This window comes from Eikenella sp. HMSC071B05 (genome assembly GCF_001811325.1).
GTDB lineage: Bacteria > Pseudomonadota > Gammaproteobacteria > Burkholderiales > Neisseriaceae > Eikenella > Eikenella corrodens.
This window is the reverse complement of the sequence record NZ_KV804551.1, coordinates 508,356-523,622: the sequence shown is the minus strand read 5'-3', so window position 1 is coordinate 523,622 and position 15,267 is coordinate 508,356. Positions and strand designations below refer to the sequence as shown.

General features: G+C 57.3%; 14 protein-coding genes. 1 reads left to right on the top strand and 13 read right to left on the bottom strand.

Features of this window, described 5'->3' with window-relative positions; translation table 11 throughout:
* Nucleotides 1-78 precede the first annotated feature (78 nt).
* From HMPREF2796_RS08615 to ppx, 13 genes are all read right to left on the bottom strand, one after another.
* A complete protein-coding gene (locus tag HMPREF2796_RS08615) occupies nt 79-2,103 on the bottom strand; it encodes an OPT family oligopeptide transporter (RefSeq protein WP_070632896.1) in 2,025 nt (674 codons plus the stop codon).
* Nucleotides 2,104-2,525: 422 nt separating this feature from the next.
* Entirely contained in the window at nt 2,526-4,508 is a 1,983-nt protein-coding gene (gene tkt, locus HMPREF2796_RS08610; protein ID WP_070632893.1) for a transketolase, read from the bottom strand.
* Between the two features lie 57 nt (nt 4,509-4,565).
* Complete coding sequence (locus tag HMPREF2796_RS08605) at nt 4,566-4,967, bottom strand: hypothetical protein (protein ID WP_070632891.1); 402 nt, start codon at nt 4,965-4,967, stop codon at nt 4,566-4,568.
* An 89-nt stretch (nt 4,968-5,056) separates the two neighbouring features.
* Nucleotides 5,057-5,674, bottom strand: coding sequence for a dTMP kinase (gene tmk / locus HMPREF2796_RS08600; protein ID WP_070632889.1), 618 nt, complete (start codon nt 5,672-5,674; stop codon nt 5,057-5,059).
* Nucleotides 5,675-5,811: 137 nt separating this feature from the next.
* Nucleotides 5,812-6,123, bottom strand: coding sequence for a DUF7716 domain-containing protein (locus tag HMPREF2796_RS08595; protein ID WP_083308685.1), 312 nt, complete (start codon nt 6,121-6,123; stop codon nt 5,812-5,814).
* Between the two features lie 100 nt (nt 6,124-6,223).
* The gene (locus HMPREF2796_RS08590) at nt 6,224-6,802 is read right to left on the bottom strand and encodes an inner membrane-spanning protein YciB (protein WP_070632887.1); all 579 of its coding nucleotides are present in this window, start codon (nt 6,800-6,802) and stop codon (nt 6,224-6,226) included.
* A gap of 1 nt (nt 6,803) precedes the next feature.
* Complete coding sequence (gene mltG, locus HMPREF2796_RS08585; protein WP_070632885.1) at nt 6,804-7,799, bottom strand: endolytic transglycosylase MltG; 996 nt, start codon at nt 7,797-7,799, stop codon at nt 6,804-6,806.
* A gap of 150 nt (nt 7,800-7,949) precedes the next feature.
* Nucleotides 7,950-9,260: an MFS transporter gene (locus tag HMPREF2796_RS08580; protein ID WP_067446573.1), complete on the bottom strand. Its 1,311-nt coding sequence runs from the start codon at nt 9,258-9,260 to the stop codon at nt 7,950-7,952.
* Nucleotides 9,257-9,436, bottom strand: a complete 180-nt coding sequence (ccoS, locus tag HMPREF2796_RS08575) for a cbb3-type cytochrome oxidase assembly protein CcoS (RefSeq protein ID WP_003822854.1) — start codon at nt 9,434-9,436, stop codon at nt 9,257-9,259. The genes HMPREF2796_RS08580 and ccoS overlap by 4 nt, the downstream gene beginning before the upstream one ends.
* On the bottom strand, nt 9,436-9,747 hold the full coding sequence (locus tag HMPREF2796_RS08570; protein ID WP_070632883.1) for an HLGFF motif protein: 312 nt from the start codon (nt 9,745-9,747) through the stop codon (nt 9,436-9,438). The genes ccoS and HMPREF2796_RS08570 overlap by 1 nt, the downstream gene beginning before the upstream one ends.
* 42 nt (nt 9,748-9,789) lie before the next feature.
* Nucleotides 9,790-10,326: an NUDIX hydrolase gene (locus HMPREF2796_RS08565; RefSeq protein WP_070632881.1), complete on the bottom strand. Its 537-nt coding sequence runs from the start codon at nt 10,324-10,326 to the stop codon at nt 9,790-9,792.
* A 53-nt stretch (nt 10,327-10,379) separates the two neighbouring features.
* The gene (locus HMPREF2796_RS08560) at nt 10,380-11,570 is read right to left on the bottom strand and encodes a lysozyme inhibitor LprI family protein (RefSeq protein WP_070632878.1); all 1,191 of its coding nucleotides are present in this window, start codon (nt 11,568-11,570) and stop codon (nt 10,380-10,382) included.
* A 303-nt stretch (nt 11,571-11,873) separates the two neighbouring features.
* Nucleotides 11,874-13,367, bottom strand: coding sequence for an exopolyphosphatase (gene ppx, locus HMPREF2796_RS08555; RefSeq protein ID WP_070632876.1), 1,494 nt, complete (start codon nt 13,365-13,367; stop codon nt 11,874-11,876).
* A gap of 356 nt (nt 13,368-13,723) precedes the next feature.
* Between ppx and HMPREF2796_RS08550 the strand changes: the two genes are divergently transcribed.
* Nucleotides 13,724-15,217: a patatin-like phospholipase family protein gene (locus HMPREF2796_RS08550; protein ID WP_070632874.1), complete on the top strand. Its 1,494-nt coding sequence runs from the start codon at nt 13,724-13,726 to the stop codon at nt 15,215-15,217.
* Nucleotides 15,218-15,267: the final 50 nt, after the last annotated feature.

The window sequence follows — 15,267 nt, the reverse complement described above, 5'->3', positions numbered from 1 at the left end:
AACCCTGAGTTTTAAAACGAAGCAACACACAAAAACCGCCCGATATCTATCGGGCGGTTTGCATTTGCGGCAACGCGTTTATTTGGTTTTCATCACGCGGCGGATGAAAATCAGCATACCGCCGATGAAGAAGGCTAGGCCGAGGAATTCGCCGATGGTGCCCCAGTTGTCCAGGTTCAAGGCCAAGGGGGAGTCCGAGCCGCCGCTGGTAACGGACAGGGCGATAATCAGCGCCATAATCACGCCAATCAGGCTCTCGCCCACAATCAGGCCGGCGGCAAACAGGGTGCCCACGCGCTCGGCATCTTTCTGTTTGGCCTCATCTTTGCCGATGCGGCGTTTCAGGAAGGCAGCCATGATGGCACCGATGGCAATCGGCATATTGATGGCCGGCGGCAGGTAGATGCCCATACCCACGGCCAGGGTGGGCAGCATCAGTTTGGAGCCGCTGCGTTTCAATACTTCGTTGATGATGATGAGCACCACCCCGATGCCGATGCCGGTGAGGATGTAGTTCCATTGCAGGGTATCGGAGAAGATGGCTTTGGCGATGGTGGTCATCAGCGTGGCCTGCGGTGCGGCCAGAGCCTGGCTCGGATCCATATCCGGGCGCGGCATGGCGCCGGTGAAACCGTAGGCGGCGTAGAGCAGCTCGAGCACGGAAGACACCACGAACGCGCCCACCACGCAGCCGATAATCAGCGCCACTTCCTGACGCCACGGGGTGGCTTTAATCAGGTAGCCAGTTTTCAGGTCTTGCAGGTTGTCGTTGGAGATAGAGGCCACGGCCACCACAGCAGAGCCGCAGAACAAGGTGAGCGCCACCAGGAAGTTGCGCGTGCCTTCATCGGCAAACAGGTTGTTGGCATTGCCGATGCCCAACAGCACCAGCGAAATGGCCACCACGGAAATAATGCCGATGCCGGAAATCGGGCTGGAAGAAGAGCCCACCAAGCCGGCCATATAGCCGCAGGCAGCCGCTACTAGGAAACCGATAACGAAAGCCAGCAAGGTGCAGACTACTACCAGCAGCCAAGCCGTGCCGGTAGGCAAGTTGGCATCAGCCACGAAGTGGTAGAAGGAGAAGCCCAAGAGCAGCATCATGCCTAGTGCATAGGCAATCATGGCTTTGGGTGACAAGTCTTGCTCAACGCGCTCCAGTGCAGCACCTTCACCGCCTTTGATGGCACGGAACGACATTTTCATGCCTTCCAGGGTGGGTTTGAGCAGGGTAATCAGCGTCCAGATTGCAGCAATACCGATGGTGCCGGCGCCGATAAAGCGCACTTTTTCTTTCCACAACCGCATGGCGAAAGCAACCATTTCCATATCGGCCGGCTGCGGATTGGTGGCAGAGAAATAGGGGATGGCGATGCCCCAGGCGATCGCAATGCCCACCAGCATGGCAATACCGCTGGCCAGGCCGACCAAATAGCCGGCGCCGAGCAGAGCCAATGAGAAGCCCATCGGGATTTGGAAAATAGACGCGCCGGCTTTAAACCACAGGCTGGCACTGTCGGCCACTACGCGCAAGCCGTTGCTGGCGAAACTGAAAATACCGGAAATCACACCGCCGGTAACGATTTCACCAATACCGCTGTCAGCTTTTTGCGTGGTGTCTGCATTTTCCTCACCCACCACGCCGTCGCCGCTACCGACTTTCAAAATCTCGGCTGCCGCCACGCCTTCGGGATAGGGCAAATCGCTTTTCACCACCATGGCATAGCGCAGCGGGATGGTGAAAATCACCCCCAAAATACCGCCGGCCATACACAGCAGAGTGGTTTGCCAAAACGGGAATCCTGTCCAATAACCGCTCATTAAGAGGCCGGGCAGGATGAAGATCACGGAAGAGAGCGTACCCGCGGCAGAAGCCTGGGTTTGCACCATGTTGTTTTCAAGAATATTACTGCCTTTGGCGAATTTCAGAATCGCCATGGAAATCACGGCAGCCGGGATGGAAGAGGCAAACGTGAGGCCTACTTTCAGCCCTAAATAGATATTGGAAGCGGTAAACACCACGGTGATTAACGCGCCCAACACCATGCCGCGCAGGGTAAGCTCCCTGTAATTGGCATAAGGATCATGGGTGGATAGAGACATTTTCTTTACCTTTGGTTGAAACGAGGTTGCATTCTTTTTCGATATGAGGTTTATGTCAAGAAAAATATTGCAAATGTAAATTTTTATTTACAAATTAGCTAAGTTTACTTGGTGGTTTTTTATAAATGAAAATATCTATATGCTTTAATAGTGATAATTTACTTATAAAAAATTATATTGTTATATTAAGTATAAAAATCATTAATCAGGAAATATGTGTTGTGCAGGTAATGAATTTTTTACAAATTCTTACGCTTTATGATTGTAAGAAATATAAGGAGTTGTGCAGAGATGGCAGCAGATACGGGCAAATAGGGTGCAGAAGTGAGGAGTGAAAGCTAGCTGAAACCATATTGGCTCAAGTACGAAGAGGCTACCTGAAAGCTTTCAGGTAGCCTCTCTAAACACAGCATCAGACTGTTCTACAACACTGATTTCACAGTATCGACCACATTGTCCACTGTAAAGCCGAATTCTTTGAACAGCAGTTCGGCAGGGGCGGATTCGCCGAAGCGGTTGATGCCGACCACTGCGCCGTTCAGTCCGACGTATTTGTACCAGCCGTCGGCGTGTCCGGCTTCTACTGCAACGCGCGGCAGGCCTTCGGGCAGGACGGCGGCTTTATAGGCGGCGTCTTGGCGGTCGAAGACGTTGGTGGACGGCATGGAAACAACGCGTACGGCGATGTTTTGCGCGGCGAGGGCTTTTTGCGTTTCTAAAGCCAACTCGACTTCTGAGCCGGTGGCAATGACGACGGCTTGGGCATTGCCTTGGGCTTCGCTGATGACGTAGCCGCCGCGTTTGATGTCGTTCAGTTGTTGTTCGTTGCGCGCTTGGAATTTCAGGTTTTGACGGCTGAAAATCAGGCAGGACGGATGGTCTTCGGCTTTTGCCGCTTCCGCCCAGGCCACCAGCGATTCGGCGGTGTCGCACGGACGCCATACGTCCATATTCGGAATCAGGCGCAGGGTGGCGGTTTGCTCGATAGGTTGGTGGGTCGGGCCGTCTTCGCCGAGGCCGATGGAATCGTGGGTGAAGACGAAAACGGGGTTGATTTTCATCAGCGCCGCCATACGCAGGGCGTTGCGTTCGTATTCGCTGAACATCAGGAAGGTCGCGCCGAACGGTTTCACGCCGCCGTGCAGGGCAAGGCCGTTCATGATGGCGCCCATGCCGAACTCGCGCACGCCGTAGTGGATGTAGTTGCCGCCTTTTTCGCGGGTAACGGAGACGCTGTTTGACCAGTCGGTCAGGTTGGACGGGGTCAGGTCGGCAGAACCGCCTACCAGTTCGGGCAGCGCTTTGGCGAGGATTTCGATGCTGTTTTGGCTGGCTTTGCGGGTGGCAATGGTTTCGGCTTTGGTGCACACTTCTTGCAAGGCCGTCTGAATATAGGCGTCGAAGTTTTCAGGTAGCCTGTGTTCCATACGGCGCACGAATTCTGCAGCTTCGGCAGGATATTTGGCTTGGTATTGTGCGAACAGTTCGTTCCATTCGGCTTCCAGTTTTGCGCCTTGCTCTTTCGCGCTCCATGCGGCGTAAATTTCTTGCGGGATTTCAAAGGCGGGGTAAGCCCAGCCCAGATGTTTGCGCGTGGCTTCGATTTCATCTGCGCCCAAAGGTGCGCCGTGGGTTTTGTGGCTGCCTTCTTTGTTGGCACTGCCTTTGCCGATTAAGGTTTTGCAGCAGATGATGGACGGTTTGCCGGTTTCGGCGCGTGCGGCTTCGATGGCGGCTTGAATGGCGGCGGTGTCGTGGCCGTTTACGTTGGGAACGACGTGCCAGCCGTAGCTTTCAAAGCGTTGCGGGATGTTTTCGGTAAACCAGCCGTCCACTTTGCCGTCGATGGAAATATTGTTGTCATCATATAAAACAATCAGTTTGCCCAAGCCCAAAGTGCCGGCGAGCGAACAGGCTTCGTGGGATACGCCTTCCATCAGGCAGCCGTCGCCCATGAAGACGTAAGTGTAGTGATCGACGATGTTCAAACCGTCTTTATTGAACTCGGCGGCAAGGATTTTTTCGGCTAATGCCATACCCACTGCGTTGGCAATGCCTTGTCCCAACGGGCCGGTCGTGGTTTCCACGCCGTCGGTGTAGCCATATTCGGGATGGCCGGGGGTTTTGCTGTGCAGTTGGCGGAAGTTTTTCAGGTCTTCAATGCTCAGCTTGTAGCCGGTCAGGTGCAGCAGGCTGTACAACAGCATGGACGCGTGGCCGTTGGAGAGGATGAAGCGGTCACGGTTGTAGAATTTGGGGTTAGCGGGGTTGTGGCGCAGGAATTTCGTCCACAATACTTCCGCCATTTCCGCCATGCCCATGGGCGCGCCGGGGTGGCCGGAGTTGGCTTTTTGGATGGCGTCGGCGGAGAGGAAGCGGATGGCGTTGGCAAGTTGGGAGGGCATGGTGTTTCCTAATGGTTTGGTTAAAGAGTAATGAGGCTACCTGAAAAAGGCAGCGGGTTATTCGCCGCTTAACAGGGCGTAATTTTCGTAAACGGATTCGACGAGCGGGCTAAAGTCATCGGCGGAGAAATGGGCATGGCCGATGCCGATTAGCCGGCTTAACGGGTCGTCCGTATCGGCGGGTTCGGCATTTTCGCCGGTAACAAAATCCTGCCGTGCGCGCGCTATCATGCCTTGCACGTATTTCGCGCCCGCGCCGAGGCCGGTGAGTTTGCCGGCCACATAGGCATCAATATCGTCGGCATCCATCAGGCACACCAGCCGGCCGAAGCCGAAGCAGTAGCCGTAGAAGATGAAGCCCGCCACTTGGAACAGCAGTTCGTCGTTGATATCCCAGCGCGGATCGCCGGTGATGGCGGAGAAAAGGCGGTTTGCTTTGTCTTGGAAGGCTGGTTGCATGGTGTGCTTTTAGGAGTGTCGGTTTGTTTGTGAACGAATGCCGCAAAGCGGCGCAAATTATCGCACTTTTGGCCGTGTCGTTCAAAACATCAGGCGAACAGTTTTTCCAGTGCAGCTTCAATATCGCGGCGCACCACGGTTTTGCCGCGGTTGCTGTTGATTACCGTGTAGCGCTCGGGCGCTGCGGCGGCGCGTTCGAGGTAGCTTTGGCGCACACGGGTGAAGAAATCGGCTTCCTCCTGCTCGAAGCGGTCTTTGTTTCGGCTGCGTTCGATGCGCGCCAGAGAAACCTCCAACGGCACGTCGAGCAAGATGGTGAGGCTGGGGCGCAGGCTGCCTTGCACCCATTGTTCGAGCTGGGCAATATCGGCCTCAGGCAGGCCGCGGCCGCCGCCCTGGTAGGCGAAGGTGGCATCGGTGAAACGGTCGGATACCACGGATATGCCGTCCTCCAGCGCGGGCAGTATAACGCTTTCGATATGCTGGGCGCGGGCGGCAAACATGAGCAGGGTTTCGGCACGCAGCCCGGCTTGGGTTTTCGGGTTGAGCAGCAGGCGGCGCAAGGCTTCGCCCAAGGGTGTGCCGCCTGGCTCGCGGGTGAACAAGACGGGGCGCTCTTGTGCGGCAAACCATTCTCGGATCACGGCCAGTTGGGTGGTTTTGCCGGCGCCGTCGATGCCGTCGAGGGTGATGAAATGGGCAGTCATTTTTAACTCCGTTGAGGCTTATATTTCAGCTTTGCAGAAACCCAGACTTGCTTCGCAAAACATCTTTTACTGCGTTGAATTTGCGTTTTCAGGTAGCCTTTTTTCAGTTTGAGGCTACCTGAAAAGGTGTTAGTGGCTTAGTCGAGAAAATCATTTTTTTCCCAATAGTGCAGAACGGCGCAGATGAGATCTGCTTCTGAGGCGTTAGGATGCTTGCTGGTGTAGTTTTCGATGATGTCGGAGAAGGTAGGTGCTTCGAGCCAAGAGTTGTAGTCGGAATTGTCTTCAATGAACAACTCGTCTTCTTCGGTATCGGGCAGGAGGAAACTGCAGCTTTGTAGTCCGGCCGGGGTGTCGGTGTCGGAATTGCCGGTTATGTAAAGGAAGCCGCAGTCGGGCAGGCTGCCGACGGCGGCGATGAGTGTTTGGATGCCTTTGAAGGTTTGCATGATAAAGCTCCTATGGCGGCTGTCGGATGGGGCTACCTGAAAAATGTACGGATGGGATTTCAGGTAGCCTTTTGTTTCAGTGCTGCTGTTGGCTTGGCTGTTAGCTTGTTTCGTTTTCGCCCGCGGTGTCGCTTTCAATATTAAGATGTTTGCGCAATACGAAGGCTTGGGCGGCGAGGAAGATGCCCATCAGGATGAGCTGGCCGTAGCTTTTGAAGTGGATAAACAGGTTTTTGGCCTGCTCGGAGGCGTCGTAGTGGTAGAGGCCGAACCAGTAGTGCAGGGCGGCGAGCAGGAGGAAGAAGGCGGCCCAGGCGTAGGTGAGGCGTTGCCAGCCTTGCGGGCTGAAGCGGAATACGTCTTTGGCTACGGGCTGCATCAGGGGTTTGCCGATAAGGGCGCTCACGGCCAGGGCGAGGGCGAAGCTGAGGTTGATGATGGGGGTTTTCCAGCGCAGGTAGAGGTCGTCGCGCAGGAGGATGGTGGCGCCGCAGAAGAGGATGGTGAGCACGAGCACCACCCATTGTTGTTTGGTGAGCCGCCATTTTTGCCGCATAAGGTGGATGCCGTACACAATCAGGGTGGCGGCCAATACAGCGGCTGCGCCGGCTAAGAGGCCGAATTTCTTGGAGGCGATGAAAAAAGCGATGAGGGGGAGGAGGTCGAGCAGGGCGGTCATGTTACGGTCTTTTCAAAATATAGCGGCGGACGTTGGCGTTGTGTTCGTCTAATGTGCGGCTGAATTCGCTTTTGCCGGTGTTATCCATGCGGGAGACGAAATAGAGGTAGTCGGCGCCGCTGGGGTGGGCAGCAGCCTGGAGGGCGGCTTCGCCGGGCAGGGCGATGGGAGTGGGGGGCAGACCGTCGCGGGTGTAGGTGTTGTAGGGGGTGTCGCGCTGGAGGTCGGCGCGGCGGATGCGGCCGTTGTAGGCGCTGCCCATGCCGTAAATCACGGTGGGGTCGGTTTGCAGGCGCATGCCTTGGTTGAGGCGGTTGACGAATACGGCGGCCACGTTGGCGCGGTCTTCTTCGTGCGCGGTTTCTTTTTCGATGATGCTGGCCATGGTGAGCAGCTCGTAGGGGTTTTTATACGGCAAATTGCCGGCACGGTCGCTCCAGGCGGATTGCAGCTGGCTTTGCATACGGCGGTAGGCAAGGCGGTAGATTTGTAAATCGCTGCTGTCGTAGTCGATTTCGTAGCTGTCGGGGAAGAAGCGGCCTTCGGGATGCTGCACGTCGGCATCGGAGGCGATGGCGGCGAGGAGTTGGCGATCGCTCCAGCCGGCGGTGTCGTGGCGGATGTCAGCGGTTTGGTTGATTAGACGGCGCATTTGGGCAAAACGCATGCCTTCGATGATGCGCACGGTGATGGTGTCGGGGCGGCCGTTTTTGAGGTGGCGCAGGATTTGCCAGGAGGAAGCGCGGGGCTGGAGGCGGTAGTTGCCGGGCAGGAGCTGTTTGTGGGTGCCGGAGAGGTAGGCGGCGGCCACGAACACCCAGCGGCTGTAGATGGCGTCGTTGGCGGCCAGCGTGCGGCTCACGCTACCAATGCCGCTGCCGCGCTCTACGCGTAGGCGTTGGCTGTGGGTGTCTTTGGGGGCGAAGAGCAGGCCGGCAAACAGGGCGGCGGCCAGCAGGATAAGGGTAAGCAGGGAGTAGAGGATTTTTTTCAGCATGGGTTTCGGTGTGGCCGATTAAAGGGCGGCAGTATAGCCCAGGGTGGTTCGGATGCGAAGCGGCGCGGTTGATTTGGAGGGCAGGTAAAGGCTACCTGAAACAGCTTTTTTATTTTTCAGGTAGCCTTTTTGTGGTTTGCAGGCCGAAGCTTATTCTTCCTCTTTGCCAAACCAGCGTTGCCAGCCTTCGCGGATTGGCGGGGCGATTTTCAGCAGGTATACCAACACCACGATATTGCCCGCTGCCACGATGAGGTAAAGCAGGTTGATGCTGTCGAACAGCCATAGAAGGATGGCGGAGAGCAGGGCGGCGGCCACCATGAAGAGGCCGTTGATAATGTTGTTGGCGGCGATGGCGTGGGCGCGGAATTCTTCGCTGCTGGCGGTTTGCAGCCAGGTGTAGAGCGGCACGGAGAAAAAGCCGCCGCAGAAGCCGAGCAACACGATGCAGAGCATCACAGCATAGGCGTCGCCGCGCAACAAGAAGCTGCCGATGCCGCTGTATTCGTGATAGTGCGTGCCATGCACGAGGGAAACGAGCAGCAGGCCGAATATGGCCATGCCCACCGTACCCACGGCCACCCAGCCGAGGTTGAGCCGGCGGTGGCTGAGTTTGGCGCACAGCACCGATCCGCTGCCGATGCCGATGGAAAACAGGGTGAGCATCAGGTTGAACACATTATCGTTGCCGCCCAGGTGCAGTTTGGTGAAGGTGGGCAGTTGGGTGGTGTACACCGCGCCGATAAACCAAAACCAGGAAATGCCGATGATGGCAGCGTAGATTTCGCGGTTGGCAAAGGCCTGTTTCAGAATGGCTTTGGAGTTGCGCACAATGTGCCAGTCGATTTTTGCTTCCGGGGTTTTTGGTGCCACGCGCGGCATAAACAGGCTGGAGGCGAGGCCGCCGGCAGCAATGATGAGCAGGAAAACGGATACCGTGGTGCCGCCGATGCCGGCCAGAATGGTGCCCAAAATCTGGCCGAACAGGATGGCGAGAAACGTGCCGCCTTCCACCAGGCTGTTGCCCACAATCAGTTCGTGTTCGTCCAAATAATCGGGCAACACGGCGTATTTGAGCGGGCCGAACAGCGTGGAATGCAGGCCCATCAGGAAAATGCAGAGCAGCAAAAGCAGCAGCGATTGGCTGAGGAAGCCCACCGTGGCCAGCAGCATAATCAGCACTTCGGCCACTTTCACCGCCACCGCCATGCGGCTGCGGTCGAATTTGTTGCACAGCTGGCCGGAGAGGGCGGAAAACAGGAAAAAGGGCAGCACAAACAGAAGTGCGCTCACATTAATCATCTGCGCCGGTTCGATGAAGCCGTTTTTGCCCAAACCATAAAAGCTGATCATGGTGGCCAGCGCGATTTTGAATAAGTTGTCGTTGAGCGCGCCGAGGAATTGGGTGCCGAACAGCGGGGCAAAGCGGCGCGATACGGCAAATTTGAAGCCTGGATTCATGGTTTGTCCTGCGGGGGTGGGGAGTCGGGATGCACGGAATCATCGTCCATCAAAATGCGGTGGGCGGGGCCTTCCAAATCGTCAAACTGGCCGTTGTGGCCGGACCACCAGAAGAAATAGCCGATCACGAAGGCCAGCACGATGCTGATGGGAATCAGGATAAACACGCTGTCCATTACAGGTTTCCTTCCAAATCGGTGAGCAGCAGGGTGTGGCCGCCGATATGCAGGTATTGCTGGCGGACATCGGCCGCCAGGCCGCCTTCCGCATCATACAGGGCGATACCGTCGCCATGCGGCTGCCAAACCAGCAGCTGGCCGGCCAGGGCTTCCAGCGCGCGGGCAGGTGCGGCATCTTCCGGCGGCAGCGCGGCTGTATGCGCCTGAATCATGGCGCTGCCGGAGATGGGTTCATCGTCGTTGTCGGCAATGAGTACGAGGAAACCGAGCAGGGTGCCGTTGGGGGTGCTGAGGGTGAATTGGCGCATTTTCAGGTAGCCTTTTATTTCAGGTAGCCTTAGTTGTGAGTGTTATTTGCTGTTGAGCAGCCAATATTGCAGGCCGACCAGGGTTTTGCCGTCTTGAATCTGGTTGTTGATAATGGCTTCGCGCACGGCTTGGCGCGAGAGCAATACGGTTTCGACAAATTCGTCTTGGTCAGGCTTGCGGGTACTGGTGGGCGTGATGCCTTCGGCGAGGTAGAGATACATTTTCTCGTCGCAGAAGCCGGGGGCGGTGTAGAAGGTATGCAGCAGTCGCACGGATTGGGCGCGGTAGGGCGTTTCTTCTTCCAATTCGCGCGCGGCACACACGGCCGGGTCTTCGTTGGCGTCGAGTTTGCCGGCGGGCAGCTCGAGCAGGGCTTGGCCGGTAGCATATCGCCACTGGCGCACCAGCACCACTTCGTCTGCTTCGGTAACGGCTAGCACGCAGGCGGCACCGGGGTGGCGGATCACGATGCGGTAGCTTTGGTTGCCGTTGGGCAGGCGTACGGTGTCGCGGGCGATGGTAACGAATTTGCCGTCGAAAATCGGCTCGGAAGAGAGTTGGGTTTCGGTGAGGTTCATTGCAGTATGGTGAGGCTACCTGAAATTTTCAGGTAGCCTTTTCTAGAAGCAGATTATTGGGAAACGTAGCCGCGCAGTTCTTTGGCCTTGTTGCGGGCCTCGGTGGCGGTACATTCGAGGCGGGCGAGCTGACCGTTGTTGCCGCCGCCGGCCTGTTGGGCGGCTTGGGCACATTTGGCTGCGCTGCTGGCGGCCCAGGATTGGTAGTCTTGGCCGATGATATCTTTCACGTCGGCCGGAACGCTTTGCCACACATTACGCAATTCCTGCTGGGCGGCTTGGGCGCGCTGGGTGGCTTCAGTGAGCTGGTTGCCGGTGAAAGTTTCGGCTTCCTGTTTGAGGGCGGGGATGCGCTGCTGCACCTCGCGGGTGTCGCATTCGATACGCAGGGCTTCCTGCTCCAGCGGTTCGGTGGAGTCGGCCTTGCTTTGGTAGGCGCATTGGCTTTCGCGCAGGCGGTTCCACTGGTTTTGGGCATCTTTCAGCTGGGTGCGGGCGGCGGCGGGTAGGGCTTGCCAGGCTTTATTGAGTTCGTCGTGTGCCTGTTTGTTTTGAGTGCGCAAGAGCTCAATGCGGGCTTGCAGGCGGTTTTGGTCGAGTGTGTTCAGCTCTTGCTGGCGGGTTTCCTCGGCAGCAGATTTCTGGCGGATTTCGGCTACTTGTTTGGCCAAATCGGGGGCAGCGAGGTAGAAAGACAGGGGTGGCTGCAGACCGGAGGAGGCGGTTTTGCTGTCTACATTGATAACGAGTTTGTCGCCGCTGTCGGTTTGGCTGACGGTGTAGCTGAGCGGGCGGATGTAGCCGCCTTGGCCGTCCGGTTTGAGGGTAGGGTCGCCAGCGGTCATCATTTCATTGTATTCGATGCCGTCGCTTTCATTGATTTCCATGTAGTCGGAAATGCTTTGTTTCAGGCGGGCCTGGGCTTCCGGTTTGGGGGCAAAGCGCAAGGTGGCTTCGCAGGCAAGCTGTTTGTTGCCTTCGGAAGCGGCTTGGGTGGTGCGGATGTCGGTGATTTCGAAGCCGAGTTGGTCGAGTGCGGCTTGGATTTCGGCGGCACCAACCTGCGGGACGGGCAGTTCACTGTCGCTGGGCGGGAAGGCAGTGGCCTGAATTTGGGCTTTGAGCTGTTCGAGCGCTTCGGGTGCTTGGCAGCTGAGGGCGGCCGGTTTGACTTCTTCTTTGCCACAGGCGGCCATTGAGGCCGCGATCAGGAGGGCGAGGATGGGTTTAATCAGGGGTTTCATATTTGGATTCCTTGATTAGGAGATGGATAACAGTATTCTAACCCGCCGTGGCGAGCTGTGGCGGGAAATTTTGCTTTTACAGCTAAAGAGTTTACTTCCTGCGGCAGTGGCTCACCACGCATGCTGTTGGTAGTCCGACACTTGGGAGAAGGAAGCATTGCTTGGCTATCGTTGAGACCGTAGTTTTCAGGTAGCCTTTCTCTGGCCGGGGGAGGCTACCTGAAAAAGGAGGGTTGGGTTTTCAGGTAGCCTTTGTTTGGCGTGGCGGAGGAAGGCTACCTGAAAGTTTGCGTCATACCATTGCTATTGCAGCAGCAGCCCGAAGCGGATACCGATTTTGCGCCATTGGGCGGCATCATCAGCCAGCGCGCCGGCGGTGAGGGGGTTGTCTTCCGGCCATTGACGACTGATGGCGAGGGTGTAGTTTTTGTTTTCGTAGCTCAGTCGGGTGCCTGCGGGCAGGGTGTGCGGCAGGCGGGCGCGGCAGAATAGTACGGCCAGGCGCAGGGCGGCCACGGCAAGCCACATGGTGGGGCTGATGGGCAGTTCGGCCATTTTTCTCAAATCGCCGCGTTGGCCGAGCACCAAGGTGGCAAGAATTTGCTGCTCTTGGCGGGAAAATCCGGGCATGTCGGCCTGCTCGAGGATGTAGGCGGAGTGCTTGTGGTAGGCGGTGTAGGCGATATCGGTGCCGATTTCGTGCACGAGGGCGGCCCAGCGCAGGTATTGTTGCCAATAGTGGCGCTCTTTTTCGGATTCGCGTTCGGCGAGCATGTCGAAGAATTGGGCGGCGAGGGTGGCCACGCGTTCGGCTTGGTTTTGGCTGACGTGGTAGCGCTGTTGGAAATGGGCGATGGTTTGCTCGCGCATGTCTTCGTTGAGCTGGCGGCCGATGAGGTCGTAGAACACGCCGTCGCGCAGGGCTGCGTCGGTTACGGTCATGCTGTCGATATCGAGCTCGGCGAATACGGCGCTCATCACGGCCAGCCCGCCGGCGAATACTTCGATGCGGTCGGCTTTCATGCCTTCGAATTTGGCTTTTTTGGCGCTGCCGGCTTCAATCAGGCGGGCGGCAATTTTTTGCAGGGCGGCTGGTGTGATGCGGTTGTCTTCGGGATTGGCGGCGGCGATGAGGTCGCGCAGGGTGCGGGCGGTGCCGGAAGTGCCCACGGCCAACTGCCAGCCGGTGCTTTTTAACAGCTTGGCAATGCGCTGGATTTCGCTGCGGGCGGTGTTGACGGCGAGCTTGAAGGATTCGGCGGACACTTTGCCTTTGGGGAAGAAGCGCAGGCTGTAGCTCACGCAGCCGAGGTTGAGGCTTTCGGTGATGTCGGGCTGCAGGAGGCTGCCGATTACGAATTCGGTAGAGCCGCCGCCAATATCGACCACCAGCATCTGCCCGCTGCCGGGCGGCAGGGTGTGGATGACGCCGGTGTAAATGAGGCGGGCTTCTTCGCGCCCGGCGATGATTTCGATGGGAAAGCCCAAAGCGGCTTCGGCACGGGGCATGAAGGGAGCAATATTTTTGGCCACGCGGAAGGTGTTGGTGGCCACGGCGCGCACCTGCTCGGGCGGGAAGCCGCGCAGGCGCTCGTGGAATTTGGCCAGGCAGGCTAGTGCCCGCTCTTGGGCGGCTTGGTCAAGTTGTTTGTGTTCGTCCAGGCCGGCGGCGAAGCGCACTATGTCTTTGATGGAGTCAACGATTTGCAGCTGCCCGTTGTGGTTGGTGCAGATTTGCAGGCGGAAACTGTTGGAGCCGAGGTCTACCGCGGCCAGCATATTGGCGGGGATGGTCATATGGGGATTCAATTCACTTTCGATACAGGGCGGTGGGCCGAATCACAATACGGCAAGGCGGGCTGTGGCCGTAGCGGAAACAGGGTGAAGCCGCTATCGGGTATGCCGGGCGGCAGGCGTATATCTTACCTTGCTGCGGGGAGTGTGTCATTACGGGGCGGGGATGAGTATAATACCGCTCTAAATCAAGGCTACCTGAAATTTCAGGTAGCCTCGTCATGTTGCAGCACAATAAATATAGTGGATTAACAAAAATCAGGACAAGGCGGCGAGCCGCAGACAGTACACACGTTACGGCAAGGCGAGCCAACGCTGTACTGGTTTTTGTTAATTCACTATAAACGGAAAACAGACTGATGCGGATTAAAACACCCCACACAATATTCAAACGCGGCTCGGCCGCTGCCTTGCTGGCGCTGCTTTCGGCCTGCTCCCTGGTGAACTATCGGCCGGTGGCCACCATTTCGAAAGTAGATACCACGCAGGGCTACCGGCTGGAGCAGAGCATCGCGCAGCAGAACGACGATGTATTCGTGGTGCTGCTGTTTTCCGGCGGCGGTACGCGTGCGGCGGCTTTGGGCTATGGTGTACTCGAAGAGCTGGCCAAGCAGCCGGTGTATATCGAAGGGCGGGAGAAATCGCTGCTCGATAGCGTGGACTTGGTGTACGGCGTGTCCGGCGGCTCGGTATTGGCTACTTATTATTCGCTGCACGGGCACGATACCATCCCCACATTTGAACAGCAATTCTTGAAGCAGAATTTCCAAAAACTGGTGGGCCGGCAAGTGTTTTCGCTGGCCAACCTGCCGCGTCTGACCTCGCCTGAATTCGGGCGCGGCGATTTGCTGCAGGAGCAGTTTGAAGCCACTTTGTTTGGCCACGCCACCTTCGGCGATTTGGCCAGCCGTCGCAAAGGCCCGTTTGCCGTGGTGTCGGCCACCGATATGTCGATAGGGCGGCGCTTTGATTTCACGCAAGAGTTTTTCGACATGATGTGCCTCAACCTTTCCGATTTGCGCCTGGCGCGCGCCGTGGCCGCCTCCAGCGCCGTGCCGGTGGTGTTCAGCCCGATTACGATTAACAACAACGGCGGCAACTGCGGCTACACCCTGCCGCCGCGCCTGCAAAACGCGCTGGAACACGGCAGCGACGAGCAGCAGCAAGCCCGAACCCGCCGCGAGTTCGGCCAAGAGTTGGCGCTATATCAAGACAGCAAAAACCGGCCTTATGTCCATTTGCTCGATGGCGGACTCACCGACAACCTCGGTTTGCGCGGCCTACTGGAAGCCACTGAAATCTATACCAGCCAAATTCTGCACCGCCAGCTGGCCAATCAAAACGTGCGCAAAATCATCGTGATCAGCGTGAACGCGCAAAACCAGCTCGACAGCACCATCGACCAAAGTGCCAAAGTGCCCGGCCTCTACGATGTGTTGGGCGCCATCATCAACGTGCCCATCGACCAAAATTCGCAAGAGTCGCTACGCCGCATCCGCGCCGTGGCCGACCAATGGAACAGCCAGGCCGGTAGTCGCCGAGGCCAGCCGATCAGCCTGCATTTCGTGAGCCTAAGCTTGCGCGATTTGCCCGACTCCACCCTGCGCAAAAACGTGCTCAATATTTCCACCAGCTTTTACCTGCCGCGTGAGGACATCAACAACCTGAAAGAAGCCGCCCGCGTGCTGATGCGCCAATCGCCCGAATACGCCCGGGTGCTGGCCGCCTTATCGAAAGAGGCGGGGTCGGAATCAGGAGCACAAGAAGGCTCGACTGCTCCGGCTCAAGACGCCTGCAAAAACGGCACAGCGGCAACTAGGGAGGATTGCTTGGGGGAAGATAAGGCAGAGTGAGGGTAGTTGGTTAAGCTGAAAGGCTACCTGAAAGATTTCAGGTAGCCTTT